Here is a 17,430-nt window from a genome sequence, read left to right as displayed (position 1 = left end):
ATCGATGGGAGAGCCCGCACAGATCAAATCCAGCTTTGCTCCGGTATGCGATCAGCACAGCCGTCTGCTGATTTTAGGCAGCTTGCCGGGGGATGCATCGCTCTTGCAGGGGCACTACTACGCCCACCCGCGCAATGCATTCTGGCCGATGTTGGCGGCCATCCTGAGCGAGCCTTTGCTAACGCTACCTTTTGCAGAACGCTACCCGATTCTGCTCAAGCACGGCATTGCACTCTGGGATGTTGTGCACAGCGCGGCTCGCCCCGGAAGCTTGGACTCTGCCCTCACCGGCATTCAAACCAATACTCTGAGCGAGCTACTGCAACAGTATCCAGGCTTGACGCATGTGGTTTTCAACGGGCAGACCGCCGCTCGTCATGGCCAGAAGCTGCTACCTGGGTATATTCATGCAGCCATTGCGCCGTCTAGCAGTCCCGCACATACCCTTAGCCTCTCGGCTAAGCTTGCAGCCTGGCAGCCCTTGATTGAAAAGGCGTTAGTGAAAGATTAACGCTCGGATTTGCTGGAAATCCAGATCGCAAACATCAGCCAAATGGCATTGAGCAAAGCGACGACAAAACCCAGAAAACCCAGCACCGGCATGCCGAAAATCGTCGGACCCACCTTGATGGTCATGGCAATCGATGAGCCGATAATCAAGGCACCAGTCACAATGCCCATCGTCAGCCGATTGGCGCTTTTGGCCAGCTGCACGCCGAAATGATCGAGGCGTTTCAAATCCAGATCAACGCGCAAATTGCCCCGGCGCGCCTGCTTGATCAGCTTGCCCACATCCCGTGGCAAGCCCGACAACACGTTAAATGCCTCAAACAAATTGTCTTTGCCGCGTTTGAGCAGGGTTTTGGGGTTGTAGCGCGTCAGGATTACTTCTTTCACAAACGGTGTCAGGTGCGGCACCATTTGAAAATCCGGATCCAGCTGCCGCCCCAGCCCTTCCAGCGTGATTAGCGCCTTGAACAGCAGGGTCAGATCCGATGGCAGCGTAATTTCATGCTCGCGCATAATCATGGCCACGTCATTGAGCAAATTGCCAAACTGGATATCCTTGAGCGAGAGATTTTCATAATTAAACATAAAGTCGGCGATATCGGCCTCCAGTTGCTCTTCGTCGACCACCGTATCGCCAGTCCACTCGAGCAAGACATTCAGAATGCCATGCTCGTCGCGCTGCGCCAGCGCGGCCAGCAGATCAACAATATGATCACGCCGCGGATGCGGCAAGCGCCCCACCATGCCAAAATCGAGAAAGGCAATGCGGCTGCCGGGCAGATACTTCACATTCCCCGGATGCGGGTCGGCATGAAAATACCCATCAATCAGCACCATCTTGAGCACGGCATCGGCACCCCGCGCGGCCAGCAGCTTGCGATCAAGCCCGGCTGCATCGGCAGCGGCCAGATCATTACCCGCCACGCCGCCCACATATTCCTGCACAATCAGGCGCTCTGAAGTCCACTGCCACCAGATTTTGGGAATCACAATCTCGTCGTGGCCGGCAAAATTGGTGATAAAGCGCTCCAGATTTCGCGCTTCAATCGACAGATTGAGCTCGCGATGCAGTGATTTGGCAAATTCATCCACGACGCGAATCGGCTGATAGCGGCGCAAATCAGGAAACTCAAACATCGCCAGACCGGCGATATGCCGCAAAATCCGCAGATCAGCTTCGATTTTGGGAATAATATTCGGCCGCCGGATTTTCAGCACTACCTCGGTGCCATCGGGCAATTTGGCGCGGTGCACTTGCGCAATCGAGGCCGAGCCAATTGGCTTGGGGTCCAGCTCGCTAAAAACTTCGTGCGGATCTTGCCCCAGTGCCGTGCGCAACTCAGCCTCAATCTCGGCAAAAGCCAGCGGCGGCACGTCATTTTGCAACTTTTCAAATTCGGCAATCCACTCGGGCGGAAACATGTCCACGCGCGTTGCCAGCACCTGCCCCAGCTTGATAAAAGTCGGCCCCAGCTGCTCCAGCGCCCGCCTAACCCGCACAGGTGGATCAAGCAATTCAACCTCGTGATCACCCGGCCAGTGCAGCAAGTCGCCAGCACGCTCAATTCCTTTTGCCAAGCCTAATCTTTGTACCAAATTACCCAAGCCATGACGCATCAAAATTGCAATAATCTCGCGCACTCGCGGGAGATCCCGCATCACGGTGAACGTTTCTTTAAGCATTCAGTCTGTCCAGTTAGGGCAATCAGCCAATTATTTGAATTTTAGGCTTTACAGCCGTTTTCTACACCCGTAAAGTTCTTGCCCATGAAATGGATCATCATTCTCGCCACAGTCTTGAGCTGTGCAACGCAAACAGTGCTCGCGGATCAGGATATGCCGCTGGGTGATAGCAACCCCGAGCTCAAAAGCAGCATCACGCTGGAGAACGTCCCCGACATTCCAGTGGCCGCCGAAGCCCCTGCCCCCTCGCGCCAGCGCAGCAAACCCAAGACCATGCCCAAGGGCAGCGATTACCAGCCCGCACAGGATTTGCTGCTGTCGGCCATGAGCCTGATCGGCGTGAAATACACCTGGGGCGGCAACACTCCCGAATCCGGGCTTGATTGCTCGGGCTTTATCAAATACGTGTTTCAAAACTCGATGAACATCACCTTGCCGCGTACCGCGTTTGAAATGGCGCATACCGGGCAGTCCATCGACAAATCGGAATTAAAGCCGGGCGATCTGGTGTTCTTTAATACGCTGGGGCGTACATTCTCACACGTGGGTATTTACCTGGGCGACAACCGCTTTATCCATTCGCCGCGCGCCGGTCGCAACGTCGAAGTCGCCAATATGAATATCAACTACTGGCAAAGCCGTTTTAATGGCGCACGCCGCATCGCCGACGGCGGATCGCAAGGTCTGAACGTCAATTCTCTGCTCGCCGCCAGCAGTCGCCCCAAAGCTGACAGCAGCGCGCGCAGCGTCGCCACAGAAAACCGTAGCAACCGGCAATGCAAAAAAGTGGTGACGGGCAAAGGGAAAAACAAGAAAACAGTGATTCAATGCGCGCGCGTCGGTGCGAGTGAAACCGGCAAATCCAGCGTCAGCAGCCGCAAAAAAGCCAGTGCCAAAGAAGCTCGTGGTAGCAAAGTCAGCAGCAAGAAAAGCAGCACTGCCGCCAGAAAAGCCAAGCAGCCAGTGAAAAAGAAAACGCAGCGCAGCTAATCTCAACCTCAGCGCCCCCAGCGAAAACCGGCACGGCGGGTAGAGCGCCAGCAAGCATTGCTGCAGGATTCCGGCTAACGCCGATAGAAGTTCACATCAGCGAGCAGAGTCTATGAAGTGGTATATCACTAAAGGCAATATTCAAACTTGCCTTCAGTGATATACCCCCTGCCCAGCTCATCGAAACACCTCGTCTGCGCTGCGGCTTTTTGGGCCAAGATCAGCCGCACCCTTACCACAAGCCTAAAGGCCAATGCAGCTTTATCGATAGCCAAAGCGATTTCGAAGTTGCTAGCTATCGAGCAAATTTTAAGAATCCGCTGATTACGCAGCTTCAGGCCGATACCTCTACACTGCAACAAATCAGCGGCAACAAAAAAGCCCCGAATAATCGGGGCTTTGCATTGCACAGCAGCGCTGGGCTTAGCCTTGGTATGGATGACGCAAGACGATCGTTTCTTCGCGATCTGGGCCAGTCGAAACGATATCAATCGGCGCTTCACAAATTTCAGCAATACGCTGCAGGTATTTGCGCGCATTTTCTGGCAAACCATCCCACGTTTTCACGCCGAATGTGCTCTCTGTCCAGCCAGCCCACTCTTCGTAGATCGGTTCGCACAAAGCAATATCATCTGCGCCAACAGGCAGGATATCGGTTTCAACACCGTTGACTTTATAACCAACACAAAGCTTGATCGTTTCAATGCCGTCCATCACGTCCAACTTGGTTACACACAAACCGGAAACGCCATTAATCTGGATCGAGCGTTTGAGCGCAGCAGCGTCAAACCAGCCACAGCGACGTGGACGACCTGTTACCGAACCGAACTCATTGCCACGTTTGGCCAAGCCAGCGCCAACGTCGCAGAACAATTCGGTCGGGAATGGGCCGGAACCAACACGCGTTGTGTACGCTTTCACAATGCCCAGTACGTATTGCAGCATTTGTGGTGCCACACCTGCGCCTGGCGCGGCCGCACCGGCCACACAGTTGCTCGAAGTCACGAATGGATAAGTACCATGATCGATGTCGAGCAGCGTGCCTTGCGCGCCTTCAAACAGCAAAGGCTCACCGGCTTTGTTCATTTCGTACAGGGTGCGCGACACATCGCCCAGCATTGGCTTGATACGCTCGGCGTAAGCTAGCGTTTCATCGTAAATGGTCTGAAAATCCAGCGTTGGCGCATTGAAATAGTTTTTCAGTGCAAAGTTGTACCAGTCGAGGTTTTCCAGCAATTTGGCAGCGAAACGCTCTGGGTGATACAAGTCTTGCAGACGGATCGAGCGACGCGCGATTTTGTCTTCGTAAGCAGGGCCAATACCGCGGCCCGTTGTACCGATTTTTTTCTCGCCTTTGGCCGCTTCGCGGGCCTGGTCGATGGCGATGTGGTACGGCAGAATCAGCGGACATGCTTCGGAAATGCGCAGGCGGCTCATTACGTCGATGCCGGCTGCAGTCAATTCATCGATTTCTTTGAGCAAGGCTTCAGGAGAAATCACCACGCCATTGCCGATAAAGCAGGCTTTACCCGGGTGCAAAATGCCCGATGGGATCAGGCGCAGAACGGTTTTTTTGCCGCCAACAATCAGCGTATGGCCGGCATTGTGACCGCCTTGAAAGCGAACCACGCCTTGCGCGTGATCTGTCAACCAGTCAACAATCTTGCCCTTACCCTCGTCACCCCACTGGGTCCCGATCACGACCACATTTCTGCTCATTCCCAAACCTCGATGCATAAAACACAAAATAATTGGGCAGCGTTACACCTGTAACGTTGCGACCGAACTTTAACGTCAAAACGCCGATTGAGCCAGCGATTTTTTTGCCAAATTGGCTTAATTTTTACAGACTTATGACTTGCCAAACACCCTCTTTTTGCTGCAGGGCGCGATCAGCGTGCACTTCGGATTGCACCACACCAAGGTCAACAATCACGATTTCACCCTGGGCACGCAAGGCACGAATCGCGTCAAGCAAAGCAGCATCTTCACCTTTAGGTGCCAGGACGGCTGCTTTTTTGCCGGGGAATGGCACTGAGGTCAAGCCGCGCAAGTCGATACTGAAGCCAGTTGCCGGGCGTGAACGGCCAAATTTCTCGCCCACGCTGTCGTAGCGCCCGCCACGCGCGACGGCATTGGTAAAACCTTTGGCGTAAGCATTAAACACCAGACCGGTGTGGTAGTAGCTGCCTGGCAGCTCGGCTAGGTCAAAACGCACAGCAATACCGCGTGCGGTCAGGGCAGCATGCAATTGCTGCAAACCATCGAGTGCAGCGGCAATTTCAGGCAAGGCGGGCAATTGCGCTCGGGCTTGCGCAAGCACCGACAGATCGCCATAACTGCTAGCCAGCGCCAGCAGGCCTTGCTGCAACTCAGATGCCAGTGAGGCCGCCAAGGTTTTCAGTGTTGGCACGTCTTTTTGCTTGAGCGCATTAAATGCACTCTGACGCAACTCGCCCTGCCAGTGAGCGGCATCGGCAATCGCATTGAAAAGGCCGATATGCCCCACTTCAAGACTCATATCGCTCACCCCGGCTTGCGCCAGGCTGGCAAACATCAGCTCAATGATTTCTACATCGGCAGCCAGATCGGCGCAGCCGTAGATTTCGGCGCCGATTTGGCGAGGCTGGCGCGTCGACAGCAGGCCGTCGGGGCGGGTGCACAACACCGAGCCGGTATAACACAAGCGGGTCACACCCTGGCGATTGAGGATATGTGAATCAATCCGCGCGACCTGCGGGGTAATATCGGCACGCAAGCCCATCTGGCGGCCAGATAGCTCGTCGACCAGCTTGAAGGTTTTCAAATCCAGCGCCGCGTCCTGCTGGGTTAGCAAGGATTCAACGTATTCAACCAGTGGTGGCTCAACTTGCTCGTAGCCATACAGCGAAAACAGATCAAGCATGTTCCGGCGCATGCTTTCGATTTGTCGCGCCTCGGCAGGCAGTACATCAGAAATATATTCAGGCAGTATCCAGTTACGCATCGTCTTTACAAACCAAATGCCCACCCAGGTATTACCCTGGAGTGGGCGTTAATCATAGTGTTGATGGCAATACCCCCTAGGGAGTTTAAATCGCCGCCAACGAAATCAATAAACCGGCCAGTAAGGAGCCAAATCCGATCAGGCGGATCTGACCATCACTCATTTCCGACATGCGCTTTAATGTGGCACGCCAGATATGCGGCAAGGTAAAGGGCATAATGCCTTCAAACACCAGCATCAAGCCCAAACCCAGCCAGAGCGCCGAACTCATTTAGCTGCGCCTGCGCGCGGATTTTTCATGTATTTGAAGAAATCGGCACTGGGGTCAATGACCATCACGTCGCTTTTCTTCGCAAAGCTTTGCTTGTAGGCGTCCAGACTCTTGTAGAAAGCGTAGAACTCCGGATTTTTGCCGTAAGCGTCCGCGTAGATCGCCGCCGCCTTGGCATCGCCCTCACCCTTCATTTGCTGCGCCTGATTATAGGCATCAGCCAGAATCACCTCGCGTTGCTTGTCCGCATCGGCTTTGATCTTTTCGGCAGCAGCACTACCTTCGGCACGCAGCTGGCTGGCCACGGCTTTACGCTCTGACTGCATGCGCTCGTACACCGAGTTAAGCGTGCTGTCTTCAAGCTCAACGCGCTTGATGCGCACATCCAGCACCTGCACCCCAATCCGCGCGGCATCGGCATCAGCCACCTTGCGAACATGGCTCATCACTTCGTCACGCTGACCGGAAATGACGTCCTGTACTGTGCGCTTACCAAACTCGTCGCGCAGCATATTGTTGACCGTGTTGCGCAAACGATCGACGCCTTTGCGCTGATCAACGCCGACGGCCTTGTAGTATTTTTCAACATCCACAATCTGGAATTTGATAAAGCTGTCGGCTTTGACATTCATTTTTTCAATGGTCTGAATGCGTGCAGGCGCTTCTTCATCAATCGTTTGAATGCGTTTATCAAAGTAACGCACCTCTTGCAATAGCGGTATTTTGAAATGAAAACCCGGATCTTTGATGACCCGAACCGCTTCAGAGAACTGAAACACAATGGCGTACTGGCGCTGATCCAGCGTGAAAAACGTTGTCGAGAAAATGAACAAAGCAACAAACAAAGCGCCAATCACCGGCATAATTTTATTCATGTTCAAGCTCCTTAGCGGCCGTCACGCTCACCGCGACTTGAGCGGGTAGCTGGTTCATTAGGCTGTACCACAGGCAGCTCGGCTGCTTTCGGGGTCAGCGGGGTCGCATTGTTTTCGCCCTGTGCATTCATCTGCATCAGCTTATCAAGCGGCAGGTAAAGCAAATTGCCATTTGATTTCTGATCGACCAGCACCTTGGTCGTGTTCTGATACACAGTCTGCATGGTGTCCAGATACATCCGGTCACGCGTCACTTGCGGTGCTTTGCTGTATTCTGCCGCAATCTGACGGAAGCGCGACGCATCACCCTCGGCACGTGCGACCACTTGCTGACGATAACCCAGCGCTTCTTCGTTTAGACGGGCAGCCATACCGCTGGCTTTGGGTACGACATCATTGGCGTAAGCCGTGCCTTCATTGATCAGACGGGCACGATCCTGCCGGGCTTTCACCGCATCGCTAAATGCTGCCTGCACCTGTTCCGGCGGTTGAACATCGGAGATATTTACCCGGGAAACTGAAATACCGGTGCCATATTTGGTCAGCAAATCCTGGATGATTTCCTTGGTGTCTTCACCAATCTTGCCACGGCCTTCATTCAGGACATAATCCACCTTGTTCTTACCGACGACTTCACGAATCGCCGTTTCTGCGGCTTGCTTAACGACATCACGGCCGTCTTTATCCAGCAGGCGATTATTGAACAGGAAATCGCGGGCGGAATTGAGGTTGTATTGCACTTCAAGCTGCACTTCGATGATGTTCTGATCACCAGTGAGCATGGTGCTTTCATCGCCCGTTGCCGCCGCGCCGCGTACGCCAACCTCGAGGCTGCGCAATTCGGTCATATTCACGATTTCGCGCGCTTCAATCGGGTATGGCAAATGCCATTTCAAACCTGCGCTTTCAACAGTCTGGGTATATTTGCCAAAACGGGTAATCACCGCATTCTCACGCTCATCCACCACATACACGCCTGAGCCTGCCCACAAAACCAGCAAACCTGCGCCAATCACCAAGGCACCAGTCGAGCCGCCTTTCGAGTTGCCAGTAGGCAAGCCAGATGTTGGTTTGCCACCAAACAAACGATTTATTTTGTCGGTAATTGAACGGAAAATTTCTTCTAAATCAGGTGGGCCACCATTATTACCTTTGCGGCCACCACCCCATTGCGGGTCATTCTGACTCATTTATTCTTCCTTTTGTGATTGGCTTATTGCTTCAATCAACGCTGCGCGTAGCAAATCAAGTCCAAGACCTTCAATGGCGCTTAATTTAACCGTGTTGATTTTACCATATTCATCACGCACCACTTCGGGCGGCAATGCCTTTTGATCAATCTTGTTAAAGACCATCAGCTGTGGAATACGTTCCGCACCGATTTCAGCGAGGACCTTGTTTACTTCGGCAATTTGCAAATCACGCATTGGATGGTTGATATCAACCACATGCAGCAATAAATCGGCATTGATTGTTTCTTCCAAAGTAGCGCGAAATGCTGCCACCAGGGTATGCGGCAATTGCCGGATAAACCCGACCGTATCGGATAAAACAATCGAGTTTTCGGCATCCAGATACAATTTGCGGCTGGTGGTATCTAGCGTTGCAAACAATTGATCGGCAACGTAGATTTTGGCTTTGGTTAATGCATTAAACAGTGTTGATTTGCCTGCATTGGTATAACCAACGATCGAAACGGTAAATTGCCCATTCCGATCCCGTGCCTTGCGCTGGGTTGCCCTTTGCTTTTGCACAATAGTCAGCTGATCTTTTAGCCGCTTCACCCGCACGCCAATCAAGCGGCGGTCAGTCTCCAGCTGTGACTCGCCCGGGCCACGCAACCCCACCCCGCCTTTCTGACGCTCTAGGTGAGTCCAGCCACGAATCAGCCGGGTCTGGATATGCGCCAGCTGAGCTAGCTCCACCTGCAATTTACCCTCTGCGGTACGCGCGCGCTGGGCGAAAATGTCCAGAATCAGCGTCGTGCGATCCAGCACCCGACACTGCGCCTTTTTTTCCAGATTTCGTTCCTGAGCTGGTGATAACTGGTGATTGAAAATCACTAGTTGCGCCTGATGCTCGGCGACAGCCTGGGCAATCTCATCAGCTTTGCCGCTACCGGCAAAATACGCGGCATCCGGGCGCTGACGTTTACCTTCAATAATCTGCAAAGGCTTTACGCCAGCAGACTTTACCAACTCAACGAACTCGTCGACACCATCGCGGTAATCGGGCTCGCCAAAATCGAGACAAACCAGTATTGCCTCATCACCGCCTTGATGGCGTTCAAACATGCAGACCTCGGTTAGAAATAATCAGATCATTAGGTGGGGATCAAACGGCCAAATCCAAGAAGAAAAAACCCCGAAAGAACGGATCTTTCGGGGTTCACAAATTACCCAATCAAGGAATGATCAGTTCTCAGTTGCTGCAGCAGCCGGATTGTCATGCGGCACGTTAACCGAGCGCGAAGGCACCACGGTTGAAATGGCGTGTTTGTAAACCATTTGCGTTACTGTGTTGCGCAGCAAAACAACATATTGATCGAATGATTCGATCTGCCCTTGCAGCTTGATGCCATTGACCAGGTAAATTGACACTGGCACATGCTCTTTGCGCAAGATGTTCAAAAAAGGATCTTGCAACATTTGCCCCTTAGCACTCATTTTATTCTCCGGTTTGTTATTGTGTATCCGTCTATACGGCTTGAGTCAAAACATCTTACGCTTATAGTACAAATTTCAACAGCTTACAATCAGCAATGTTACTTATTACCGCGGCGATTCAATTTCGGTGGCGCTTTACCTTCGAATGGATTGCCTGCTTTTTTGAATTGCACACGCAGCGGCGTCCCTTGCAATTTGAACGTTTTCATAAAGAAATGTTCAAGGTATCGCCAGTAGGATGCTGGCACGGCTTCCAAAGCATTACCATGAATAACGACCACGGGTGGATTGCTGCCGCCCTGGTGGGCATAGCGCATTTTCGGGCGAATTTTGCCCGCAATCGGCGGTTGCTGACGCTCCATTGCCAACTGCAGCGCACGCGTCAGTTTTGGCGTTGGGATCTTGATCATTGCTGCATCGTAAGCCTGATGGATAGAGCCAAACAAGTCACCCACTCCTTTACCCTGCAAGGCGGAGATGTAGTGGAATTTGGCAAAATCCAGAAACGCCAGTTTGCGTGCAATTTCCCGCTTGATGGTATTACGCTGATCTTCATCAGCCGCTTCCCACTTATTGATTGCCACCACCAAGGCACGGCCAGACTCTAATACAAAGCCGGCGATTTTGGCATCCTGATCCGAGACATCTTGCGTTGCATCAAGCACCAGAATCACCACATTGCAGTCTTCAATGGCCTGCATGGTTTTGATAACCGAAAACTTCTCGATCATATCGGTGACTTTGCCACGTCGACGCACACCGGCAGTATCGATCACGGTGTAATTCTGCCCATTACGCTCAAAATCGATAAAAACCGAATCGCGCGTTGTGCCTGGCGCGTCAAATGCGATTACACGCTCCTCACCAAGGATCGTATTTACCAGCGTTGATTTGCCCACATTGGGCCGACCAACAATCGCAAACATTGGATGCGTAACATCCTCTTCTGGTTCAGGCTCGGGAAAGCCTTCCAGAATGTCGTTGATCAGATCGCGAACGCCTTCACCGTGTGACGCTGAAATCGCTACCGGGTCGCCCAGACCCAGCTCGTGAAATTCAGCCGTCATCACGGCACGATTCATCCCTTCAATTTTGTTCACCGCCACCCAGACAGGGCGATCACCCTGACGGAGGCGATTGGCAATAATTTTGTCTTGCGGAGTCAGGCCATTACGACCATCGACGATAAAGACAATCGCATCTGCCTCATCAACAGCCTGCAGCGTTTGCTTGGCCATTTCAAACATGATGCCTTCATCAATCACCGGCTCAAAGCCGCCCGTATCAATAACCAGATAAGGTTTTTCTCCCACCTTGCCATGACCGTAATGACGGTCACGAGTCAGGCCAGGCTGATCGGCAACCAGCGCATCGCGGGTCTTAGTCAGGCGATTAAATAAAGTTGATTTGCCCACATTCGGGCGCCCGACAAGGGCAATTGTTGGTTTCATTCAATTCTCTTACTGTGCACCCAGCAAATACAAACTGCCTTTACGCGTTTGAGCCATCGCCTCTGAGCCGACTGATTTGGGTGCTAAATAAATACGACTGCCATCGGTGGCTTGCTGGCCGACCAAAGACCCACTTTCAGGGTCAAGATAGTGCAAATAACCGTCCAGATCACCTACCACAACCTGATTACCCAATACTGCTGGCGCACTCACAAAACGGTAAGCCAGCACTTCCTGCTTCCAGACCGAACGCCCGGTATTGCGCTCGAACGCCTGGATGTGACCTTTTGCATCAGTCACATAAACCCGCTGCTCATCAATGGCAAGGCCTGCCCAGCTGGAAGCTTCCCTGGTCCATACCAGAGAGCCATTTTGCGTGCTGATGCAGGCAATTCGCCCTTGAAAAGCTACAGCACACACCATATCAGCATAAACAACCGGAGAGGCAACGATATCGGTTACCCGCTCGAGTTCACTGGCTCCGCGTGGCAATGCAATCGGGGCCTCCCAGAGAACACGGCCGTCATTCAGAGCCAGAGCGCTTAAACGGCCTGCGGCCTGCCCAACATACACAACCCCGCCAGAAACGACTGGAGGCGCATAATTGCGCAATTGCAGACTAGGCTGCTGACGTTGATAGATCCATTTCAATTCGCCAGAGCTGGCTGAGAACGCACTCACTTTGCCATCGGCTGAACGCACGATCACCAGACCTGAATCAATCACAGGTGAGGCAATAATCTCACTGGTGGTTTTCACCGACCACAGCACCTTGCCTGAACTCTGCTCCAGAGCGACTACGTCGCCTTTCAAACTTCCGACAGCCACAATATCGGCACCGATTCCAACACCACCCGCAATGCTTTGCGCGAGCACTTGCTTCCATTTCACTGCGCCATTACTGCGATTAAGCAAAGCTAGCTCGCTACCGCCACCAACAACGGCAACATACTGGGCTGAAAAGGCGGGCTGGAAACGATAAATTGTGTCATTGCCAATGGCTGCCGACCAAAGTGTCTTGGCCTTTGCCGTGGCTTGCACCACCGGTAAAGGTGAAGGGTCAGGAATATTGCTGGTTGAGGAGCATGCACTCAAACCCAGCACACCAAGCAGTAAAGCTGAACGCAAAACTTGCATTTTACTTCACTCCAAGCACGTCAAGCTTCACTTCCACCAGCTTCAAGTTGGGGGCATCCTTGGGCAATTTGGCGATGGCCTGACGATATGCATCAGCAGCGCCAGCAACATCATTTTTGGCCAGCAACAAATCGCCACGCATTTCGGCAAACAGCGGCGAGTAGCTTTCTTCTTCAGGCGTCTTGATCAGCGTCAAAGCCTCGTCGATCTTTTTGTCATCGAGCAAAACCGAAGCCAAACGCAATTTGGCCGTATCGCGTAAATTAACTTCCTTGGCATTGGCAATCACCCACTTCAATTCTTCGCGTGCAGCCTCAGGTTTGCCATTCAGATACGCCAGTTTTGCCGCAGCCAGAGCCGCACGTGCAGCATAGGCAGTAGACTGGTAATCGCCTTTGAGTGTGGACAGTGTCGCCTTGAATTTAGCTTCATCCATCGCCTGAGATTGCAGCTGGGCATACAAATCAGCCGCCTTGGCTGACTGATGTTTTTGCCAGGTTTGCCAGCCAGTCCATCCAGCGTATGCGAGCAGAGCAGTGATCACGGCGATTGCCAGCGATTTACCCCAGCTTTGCCACCAAGCTTTCAGCTCGGCAATCTGTTCTTGTTCTTGTAAGTCAAAAGCTGCCATGTTAACCCCGTTGTCCTTGATTATTTAAGACTACTCATCACACCTGCTAATTGATCTTGCGCGACAGTCTGTTGCTCGCCCTGCCTCTCGCCCGTCAGCACTTTAATATTGACTGTTTGCGACTGCATCTCGCCTTCGCCCACAATCACGGCAAAGCGTGCACCCGACTGGTCGGCCTTTTTAAATTGCGATTTAAAACTGCCACCGCCAGCATGATATATCACATTGAAGCCTTGGTCGCGCATCTGGCGTGCGGCAGTAAAGGCATAACGCGCCGCCGCATCACCTTGGCTAACGACATAGACGTCAGGCACCGTACTTGGCGCAACGATCTTTTGCGCTTCAAGTAACAACATCAAGCGCTCGATTCCCATCGCAAAACCGACGGCCGGGCAAGGCTTGCCGCCCAGCTGCTCAACCAAGCCATCATAGCGGCCACCTGCAGCAACCGTACCTTGTGCGCCCAACTCGGTGGTGGTCCACTCAAAGACGGTGCGATTGTAGTAATCCAAACCCCGTACCAAGCGCGGATTAATCACATACGCAATCCCAGCATCGTCGAGCAAGGCTTTTACGCCGTCGAAATGCGCCTTGGATTCTTCACCCAAGAAGTCAGCCAGACGCGGCGCATTTTCAGCCATTGCTTGCAGCGCAGGGTTTTTAGTATCCAGCACGCGCAAAGGGTTGGTATATAGTCGGCGACGGCTGTCTTCATCGAGTTGATCGACATACCCCTCAAGGTATTTGATCAGCTCGGCACGATGCGCAGCACGCTCTTCGGTATTACCCAAGGAATTGAGCTCGAGTTGCAAACCGGTCAGGCCTAAACGCGGCCATAGATCGGCCAGCATCACAATCATCTCGGCATCAAGATCGGGCGTAGCAAAACCAAAAGCCTCAACACCGAGTTGATTAAACTGGCGCAAACGCCCCTTTTGTGGCCGCTCATGCCGGAACATTGGGCCCATATACCAGAGACGCTGGGTTTGGTTATACAACAAGCCGTGTTCAATGCACGCACGCACGCAGCCCGCGGTACCTTCGGGGCGCAAAGTTAGCTTTTCGCCGTTCAGACTATCTTCGAAGGCATACATTTCTTTTTCAACGATGTCAGTATGCTCACCCACACCGCGGACAAACAGATGAGTTGACTCAACAATCGGCATCCGGATCTGGTTGTAGCCATAAGCTGCCAGCCATTCGCGCGTTATGCGTTCAAAAAACTGCCACTGCGACATTTCTTGCGGCAGCACATCGTTCATGCCGCGAATCCCTTGAATGGTTTGAGCCATTTTTATTTTTCTACCCTAAACAAAATACAAATTAAATCTGAGCCAATGGAATAATTTTTGGCGCATCAACGCGACGTTTTGTGCCGTTTTCGCCATACCGAGTCACGACATAATGCTCGACAATCGCCTGAAACTCCTGTGCAACGTTATCGCCTTTCAGCGTCACGTCTTTTTCGCCATCGACATAGACTGGGCATACCGGCACCTCGCCAGTGCCAGGCAGGCTAATACCGATATCAGCCAATTTCGACTCGCCCGGACCATTCACTACGCAGCCCATCACGGCGACTTTCATCTCTTCGACACCCGGGTATTTAGCGCGCCATACAGGCATTTGCTCACGCAGGAAGCTTTGGATATCTTGCGCCAACTCTTGAAACACAGTTGAAGTCGTGCGACCACAGCCAGGGCAAGCCGTTACCAGCGGAGTAAAGCTGCGCAAACCCATGGTTTGCAACAACTCTTGCGCCACCACCACTTCTTTTGTGCGGTCACCATTAGGCTCAGGCGTAAGGGAGATACGAATCGTATCGCCAATCCCTTCCTGCATTAGCACCGCCAACGCCGCGCTGGATGCCACAATCCCTTTGGACCCCATACCCGCTTCGGTCAAACCCAAGTGCAATGGATAATCACAACGCGCACCAAGGTCACGATACACAGCAATCAAGTCTTGCACGTGCGACACTTTACAAGACAATAAAATCTGATCCGGCGACAAACCCCAGCTGATGGCCTGATCAGCCGATTCAAGCGCCGACACAATCAGCGCTTCGCGCATCACGGCCTCGGCAGTCAATGGCTGCGAGCGTTTCGAATTTTCATCCATCATCCGCGCTGCAATGGCTTGATCAAGCGAGCCCCAGTTAACGCCAATGCGCACCGGTTTTTTGTATTCGATGGCCTTCTCAATCATGTAGGCAAATTTTTCGTCGCGTTTGGCACCCTTGCCGACATTACCCGGATTAATCCGGTATTTCGCTAGTGCTTCGGCGCAATCAGGGTAATCACGCAGCAAACGATCGCCATTAAAATGAAAATCGCCCACCAGCGGCACTTTGCAGCCCCAGTTTTCCAGCTTGGTTTTAATGTTGGCAACCTGTGCAGCAGCCTCTGCGCTATTCACAGTAATGCGCACGGCCTCTGAACCTGCACGCCACAGCTCGAAAATCTGGCGGGCAGTCGCTTCGGCATCGGCGGTATCGGTATTGGTCATCGACTGCACCATCACCGGATGATCACTACCAACCCAGACATTTCCAATTTGCACTTGACGGGTTTTACGACGGACAATCAGGCTAGACATGAATTATTTCAATTCCATATTAACAACATCCGAACCGGGCTTGAGATAGCTGCTCAAATCAACCGGACGCCCCTGCAGGGTCAGTTTTGTTTTTGGCGCATTGCCGATCTTGACGGCAAACGGCGGCACGCCTGCCACCTTGCGCTCGTATCCTGGGCGGATAATTTCGGACAGCACTTTATTGCCCCGGCTATCCAGAATCTGCACCCAGCTATCGGATTCGGTCAATACACTGACTTCAAGCGCACCTTGTGCCACAGATGACGCAGCAATAACCGTGGAGGCGCCGGAAGCGGCAGGACTAGCCAAGGCCACACCGGGCGTGGAAGCAGGCAGAGCCTGAACACCAGATGAAATTACTTCGGATGCGCTGACATGGGCATTGTCGTTAACAAGCAGCTGGCTAGCAGCGCTGGCCTCAAGCGCCACCGGATTTGGCATTTCAGGCAAAGCAATATCCGGATTGCTTGGCTGTTGCAAATACCAGTAAACCGCTGCAACCCCGAGAAAAATCCCGAGCAAAGCCATGGTCACAACCAGTGGGAAGCTTGATTTTTCACCACCCAACGATGGGCTGGAGGATTCTACCTGAGGGTATACTGACAAAGTCGGCTCTAGCACTTGCTCAGACGGCAATACGCCAGCTAGGTATTCAAGCAAAGGCGCGGCATCGATACTGACTAGTCTGGCGTAATTGCGCACAAAGCCACGGATGAACAAATTACTGGGCAATTCATCGAAAGCTTCGCTTTCCAGCGCTTCGATCTGGCGATGCGCCAGCTTCAACTGCCCTGCCACATCATCAATTGAAAGACCACAAGCCTCACGTGCCGCGCGTAACTGGCGACCAGCAGGTAAAAAGGGAGCACTCGGAATATTGTCTAGCTGTTCAGTCATATTGTCCGGTCAAAAGCTTTGTTGCCTCTAGCGAGTCAGGAAAGTTGCGGCGAAGCTCGTTCGCATAGCGCATCTCTGCGTCTTTGTTGCCGATTTTACGTTCAATCCGGACACCAAGCCAGAGCAACTCGGGTGGTGTTTTTGGAATTGCGCGCAAGACCTCGATAAATAGCTGCTTGGCCTGTGGCAAATCACCCTCTTCGAGCAGGAAATTGGAAATCTGGAATTTGACTGAGACGTTATTGCTTGCGGTATTGCGCGCACGTTCAAAGTATTTTTTGGCCAGCTCCCGGTCACCAGCTTTCAAACTGCAATTTGCTGCGGCAAGCAAAGTTAGATCGGGCGTAGGATAAAGCGTATTGGTGAGTACCACTTCATAGCGCGCAAGACCCGCTTTATGTTCGCCGCGTTCGCATAGAAAACTGCCAAAGTTCTGATTAATATCCGAATCGTTGGGTGCAGCTTTTAGCGCCTGCTCAAAATGCATCCGACCCCTAACATCATCCTTAAGCGCCACATAGGAAACGGCCAGTACATTCAGCGCCTGCGGATAATTGGATACCGCTTCAAGCGCCCGTTTTGCCTCCTCGACAGCAACCGCATAAGCACCACGCCGGTAATATTCGGACGCCAGATCGGTACGCACGGCAGCTCGTTGCTGATTCGAGCCAAGACTTTCATTTGCCAAAGCCCAAGGAGAAAGCGCCAACATCAACACCAGCAAGCCGTATTTTT

Annotated in this window: 17 protein-coding genes; 2 read left to right on the top strand and 15 right to left on the bottom strand. The window is 52.6% G+C overall.

What is annotated here, in order from left to right; genetic code table 11:
• Positions 1 to 4 precede the first annotated feature (4 nt).
• Positions 5 to 511, top strand: coding sequence for a DNA-deoxyinosine glycosylase (locus FLS37_RS03930; RefSeq protein ID WP_157314625.1), 507 nt, complete (start codon positions 5 to 7; stop codon positions 509 to 511).
• Here the strand turns inward: FLS37_RS03930 and FLS37_RS03925 are convergent.
• A complete protein-coding gene (locus FLS37_RS03925; protein ID WP_157314624.1) occupies positions 508 to 2,193 on the bottom strand; it encodes an AarF/ABC1/UbiB kinase family protein in 1,686 nt (561 codons plus the stop codon). The genes FLS37_RS03930 and FLS37_RS03925 overlap by 4 nt on opposite strands.
• A gap of 84 nt (positions 2,194 to 2,277) precedes the next feature.
• On the opposite strand from FLS37_RS03925, the gene FLS37_RS03920 reads away from it, so the two are divergent.
• Positions 2,278 to 3,183 (top strand): C40 family peptidase, encoded by a 906-nt coding sequence (locus FLS37_RS03920; RefSeq protein WP_157314623.1) that lies wholly within the window; start codon positions 2,278 to 2,280, stop codon positions 3,181 to 3,183.
• A gap of 423 nt (positions 3,184 to 3,606) precedes the next feature.
• Here FLS37_RS03920 and FLS37_RS03915 read toward each other — a convergent pair whose 3' ends face one another.
• From FLS37_RS03915 to FLS37_RS03850, 14 genes are all read right to left on the bottom strand, one after another.
• Positions 3,607 to 4,902: an adenylosuccinate synthase gene (locus FLS37_RS03915; protein WP_157314622.1), complete on the bottom strand. Its 1,296-nt coding sequence runs from the start codon at positions 4,900 to 4,902 to the stop codon at positions 3,607 to 3,609.
• A 124-nt stretch (positions 4,903 to 5,026) separates the two neighbouring features.
• Complete coding sequence (locus tag FLS37_RS03910) at positions 5,027 to 6,169, bottom strand: ATP phosphoribosyltransferase regulatory subunit (protein ID WP_157314621.1); 1,143 nt, start codon at positions 6,167 to 6,169, stop codon at positions 5,027 to 5,029.
• Positions 6,170 to 6,254: 85 nt separating this feature from the next.
• A complete protein-coding gene (locus FLS37_RS03905; protein ID WP_157314620.1) occupies positions 6,255 to 6,440 on the bottom strand; it encodes a DUF2065 domain-containing protein in 186 nt (61 codons plus the stop codon).
• Positions 6,437 to 7,315, bottom strand: coding sequence for a protease modulator HflC (hflC, locus tag FLS37_RS03900; protein ID WP_157314619.1), 879 nt, complete (start codon positions 7,313 to 7,315; stop codon positions 6,437 to 6,439). The genes FLS37_RS03905 and hflC overlap by 4 nt, the downstream gene beginning before the upstream one ends.
• Positions 7,316 to 7,326: 11 nt before the next feature.
• Complete coding sequence (gene hflK / locus FLS37_RS03895) at positions 7,327 to 8,505, bottom strand: FtsH protease activity modulator HflK (protein WP_157314618.1); 1,179 nt, start codon at positions 8,503 to 8,505, stop codon at positions 7,327 to 7,329.
• On the bottom strand, positions 8,506 to 9,609 hold the full coding sequence (gene hflX, locus FLS37_RS03890; protein ID WP_157314617.1) for a GTPase HflX: 1,104 nt from the start codon (positions 9,607 to 9,609) through the stop codon (positions 8,506 to 8,508).
• A gap of 120 nt (positions 9,610 to 9,729) precedes the next feature.
• Positions 9,730 to 9,981 (bottom strand): RNA chaperone Hfq, encoded by a 252-nt coding sequence (gene hfq / locus FLS37_RS03885; RefSeq protein ID WP_157314616.1) that lies wholly within the window; start codon positions 9,979 to 9,981, stop codon positions 9,730 to 9,732.
• Between the two features lie 98 nt (positions 9,982 to 10,079).
• A complete protein-coding gene (gene der, locus FLS37_RS03880) occupies positions 10,080 to 11,432 on the bottom strand; it encodes a ribosome biogenesis GTPase Der (RefSeq protein ID WP_157314615.1) in 1,353 nt (450 codons plus the stop codon).
• Positions 11,433 to 11,441: 9 nt separating this feature from the next.
• Positions 11,442 to 12,569: an outer membrane protein assembly factor BamB gene (gene bamB, locus FLS37_RS03875; RefSeq protein ID WP_157314614.1), complete on the bottom strand. Its 1,128-nt coding sequence runs from the start codon at positions 12,567 to 12,569 to the stop codon at positions 11,442 to 11,444.
• A 1-nt stretch (position 12,570) separates the two neighbouring features.
• Complete coding sequence (locus tag FLS37_RS03870; RefSeq protein WP_157314613.1) at positions 12,571 to 13,200, bottom strand: tetratricopeptide repeat protein; 630 nt, start codon at positions 13,198 to 13,200, stop codon at positions 12,571 to 12,573.
• A gap of 20 nt (positions 13,201 to 13,220) precedes the next feature.
• Positions 13,221 to 14,492, bottom strand: a complete 1,272-nt coding sequence (gene hisS, locus FLS37_RS03865) for a histidine--tRNA ligase (protein WP_157314612.1) — start codon at positions 14,490 to 14,492, stop codon at positions 13,221 to 13,223.
• A gap of 31 nt (positions 14,493 to 14,523) precedes the next feature.
• A complete protein-coding gene (ispG, locus tag FLS37_RS03860; protein WP_157314611.1) occupies positions 14,524 to 15,798 on the bottom strand; it encodes a flavodoxin-dependent (E)-4-hydroxy-3-methylbut-2-enyl-diphosphate synthase in 1,275 nt (424 codons plus the stop codon).
• A gap of 3 nt (positions 15,799 to 15,801) precedes the next feature.
• A complete protein-coding gene (locus FLS37_RS03855; RefSeq protein WP_157314610.1) occupies positions 15,802 to 16,695 on the bottom strand; it encodes a RodZ domain-containing protein in 894 nt (297 codons plus the stop codon).
• A complete protein-coding gene (locus FLS37_RS03850; RefSeq protein WP_198314475.1) occupies positions 16,688 to 17,410 on the bottom strand; it encodes a hypothetical protein in 723 nt (240 codons plus the stop codon). Before FLS37_RS03850 ends, FLS37_RS03855 begins: the two co-directional genes overlap by 8 nt.
• Between the last annotated feature and the right edge of the window lie 20 nt (positions 17,411 to 17,430).

Origin of the sequence: Chitinibacter sp. GC72 (assembly GCF_009760905.1) — a bacterium.
GTDB lineage: Bacteria > Pseudomonadota > Gammaproteobacteria > Burkholderiales > Chitinibacteraceae > Chitinibacter.
This window is presented reverse-complemented; position numbering and strand designations above follow the sequence as displayed.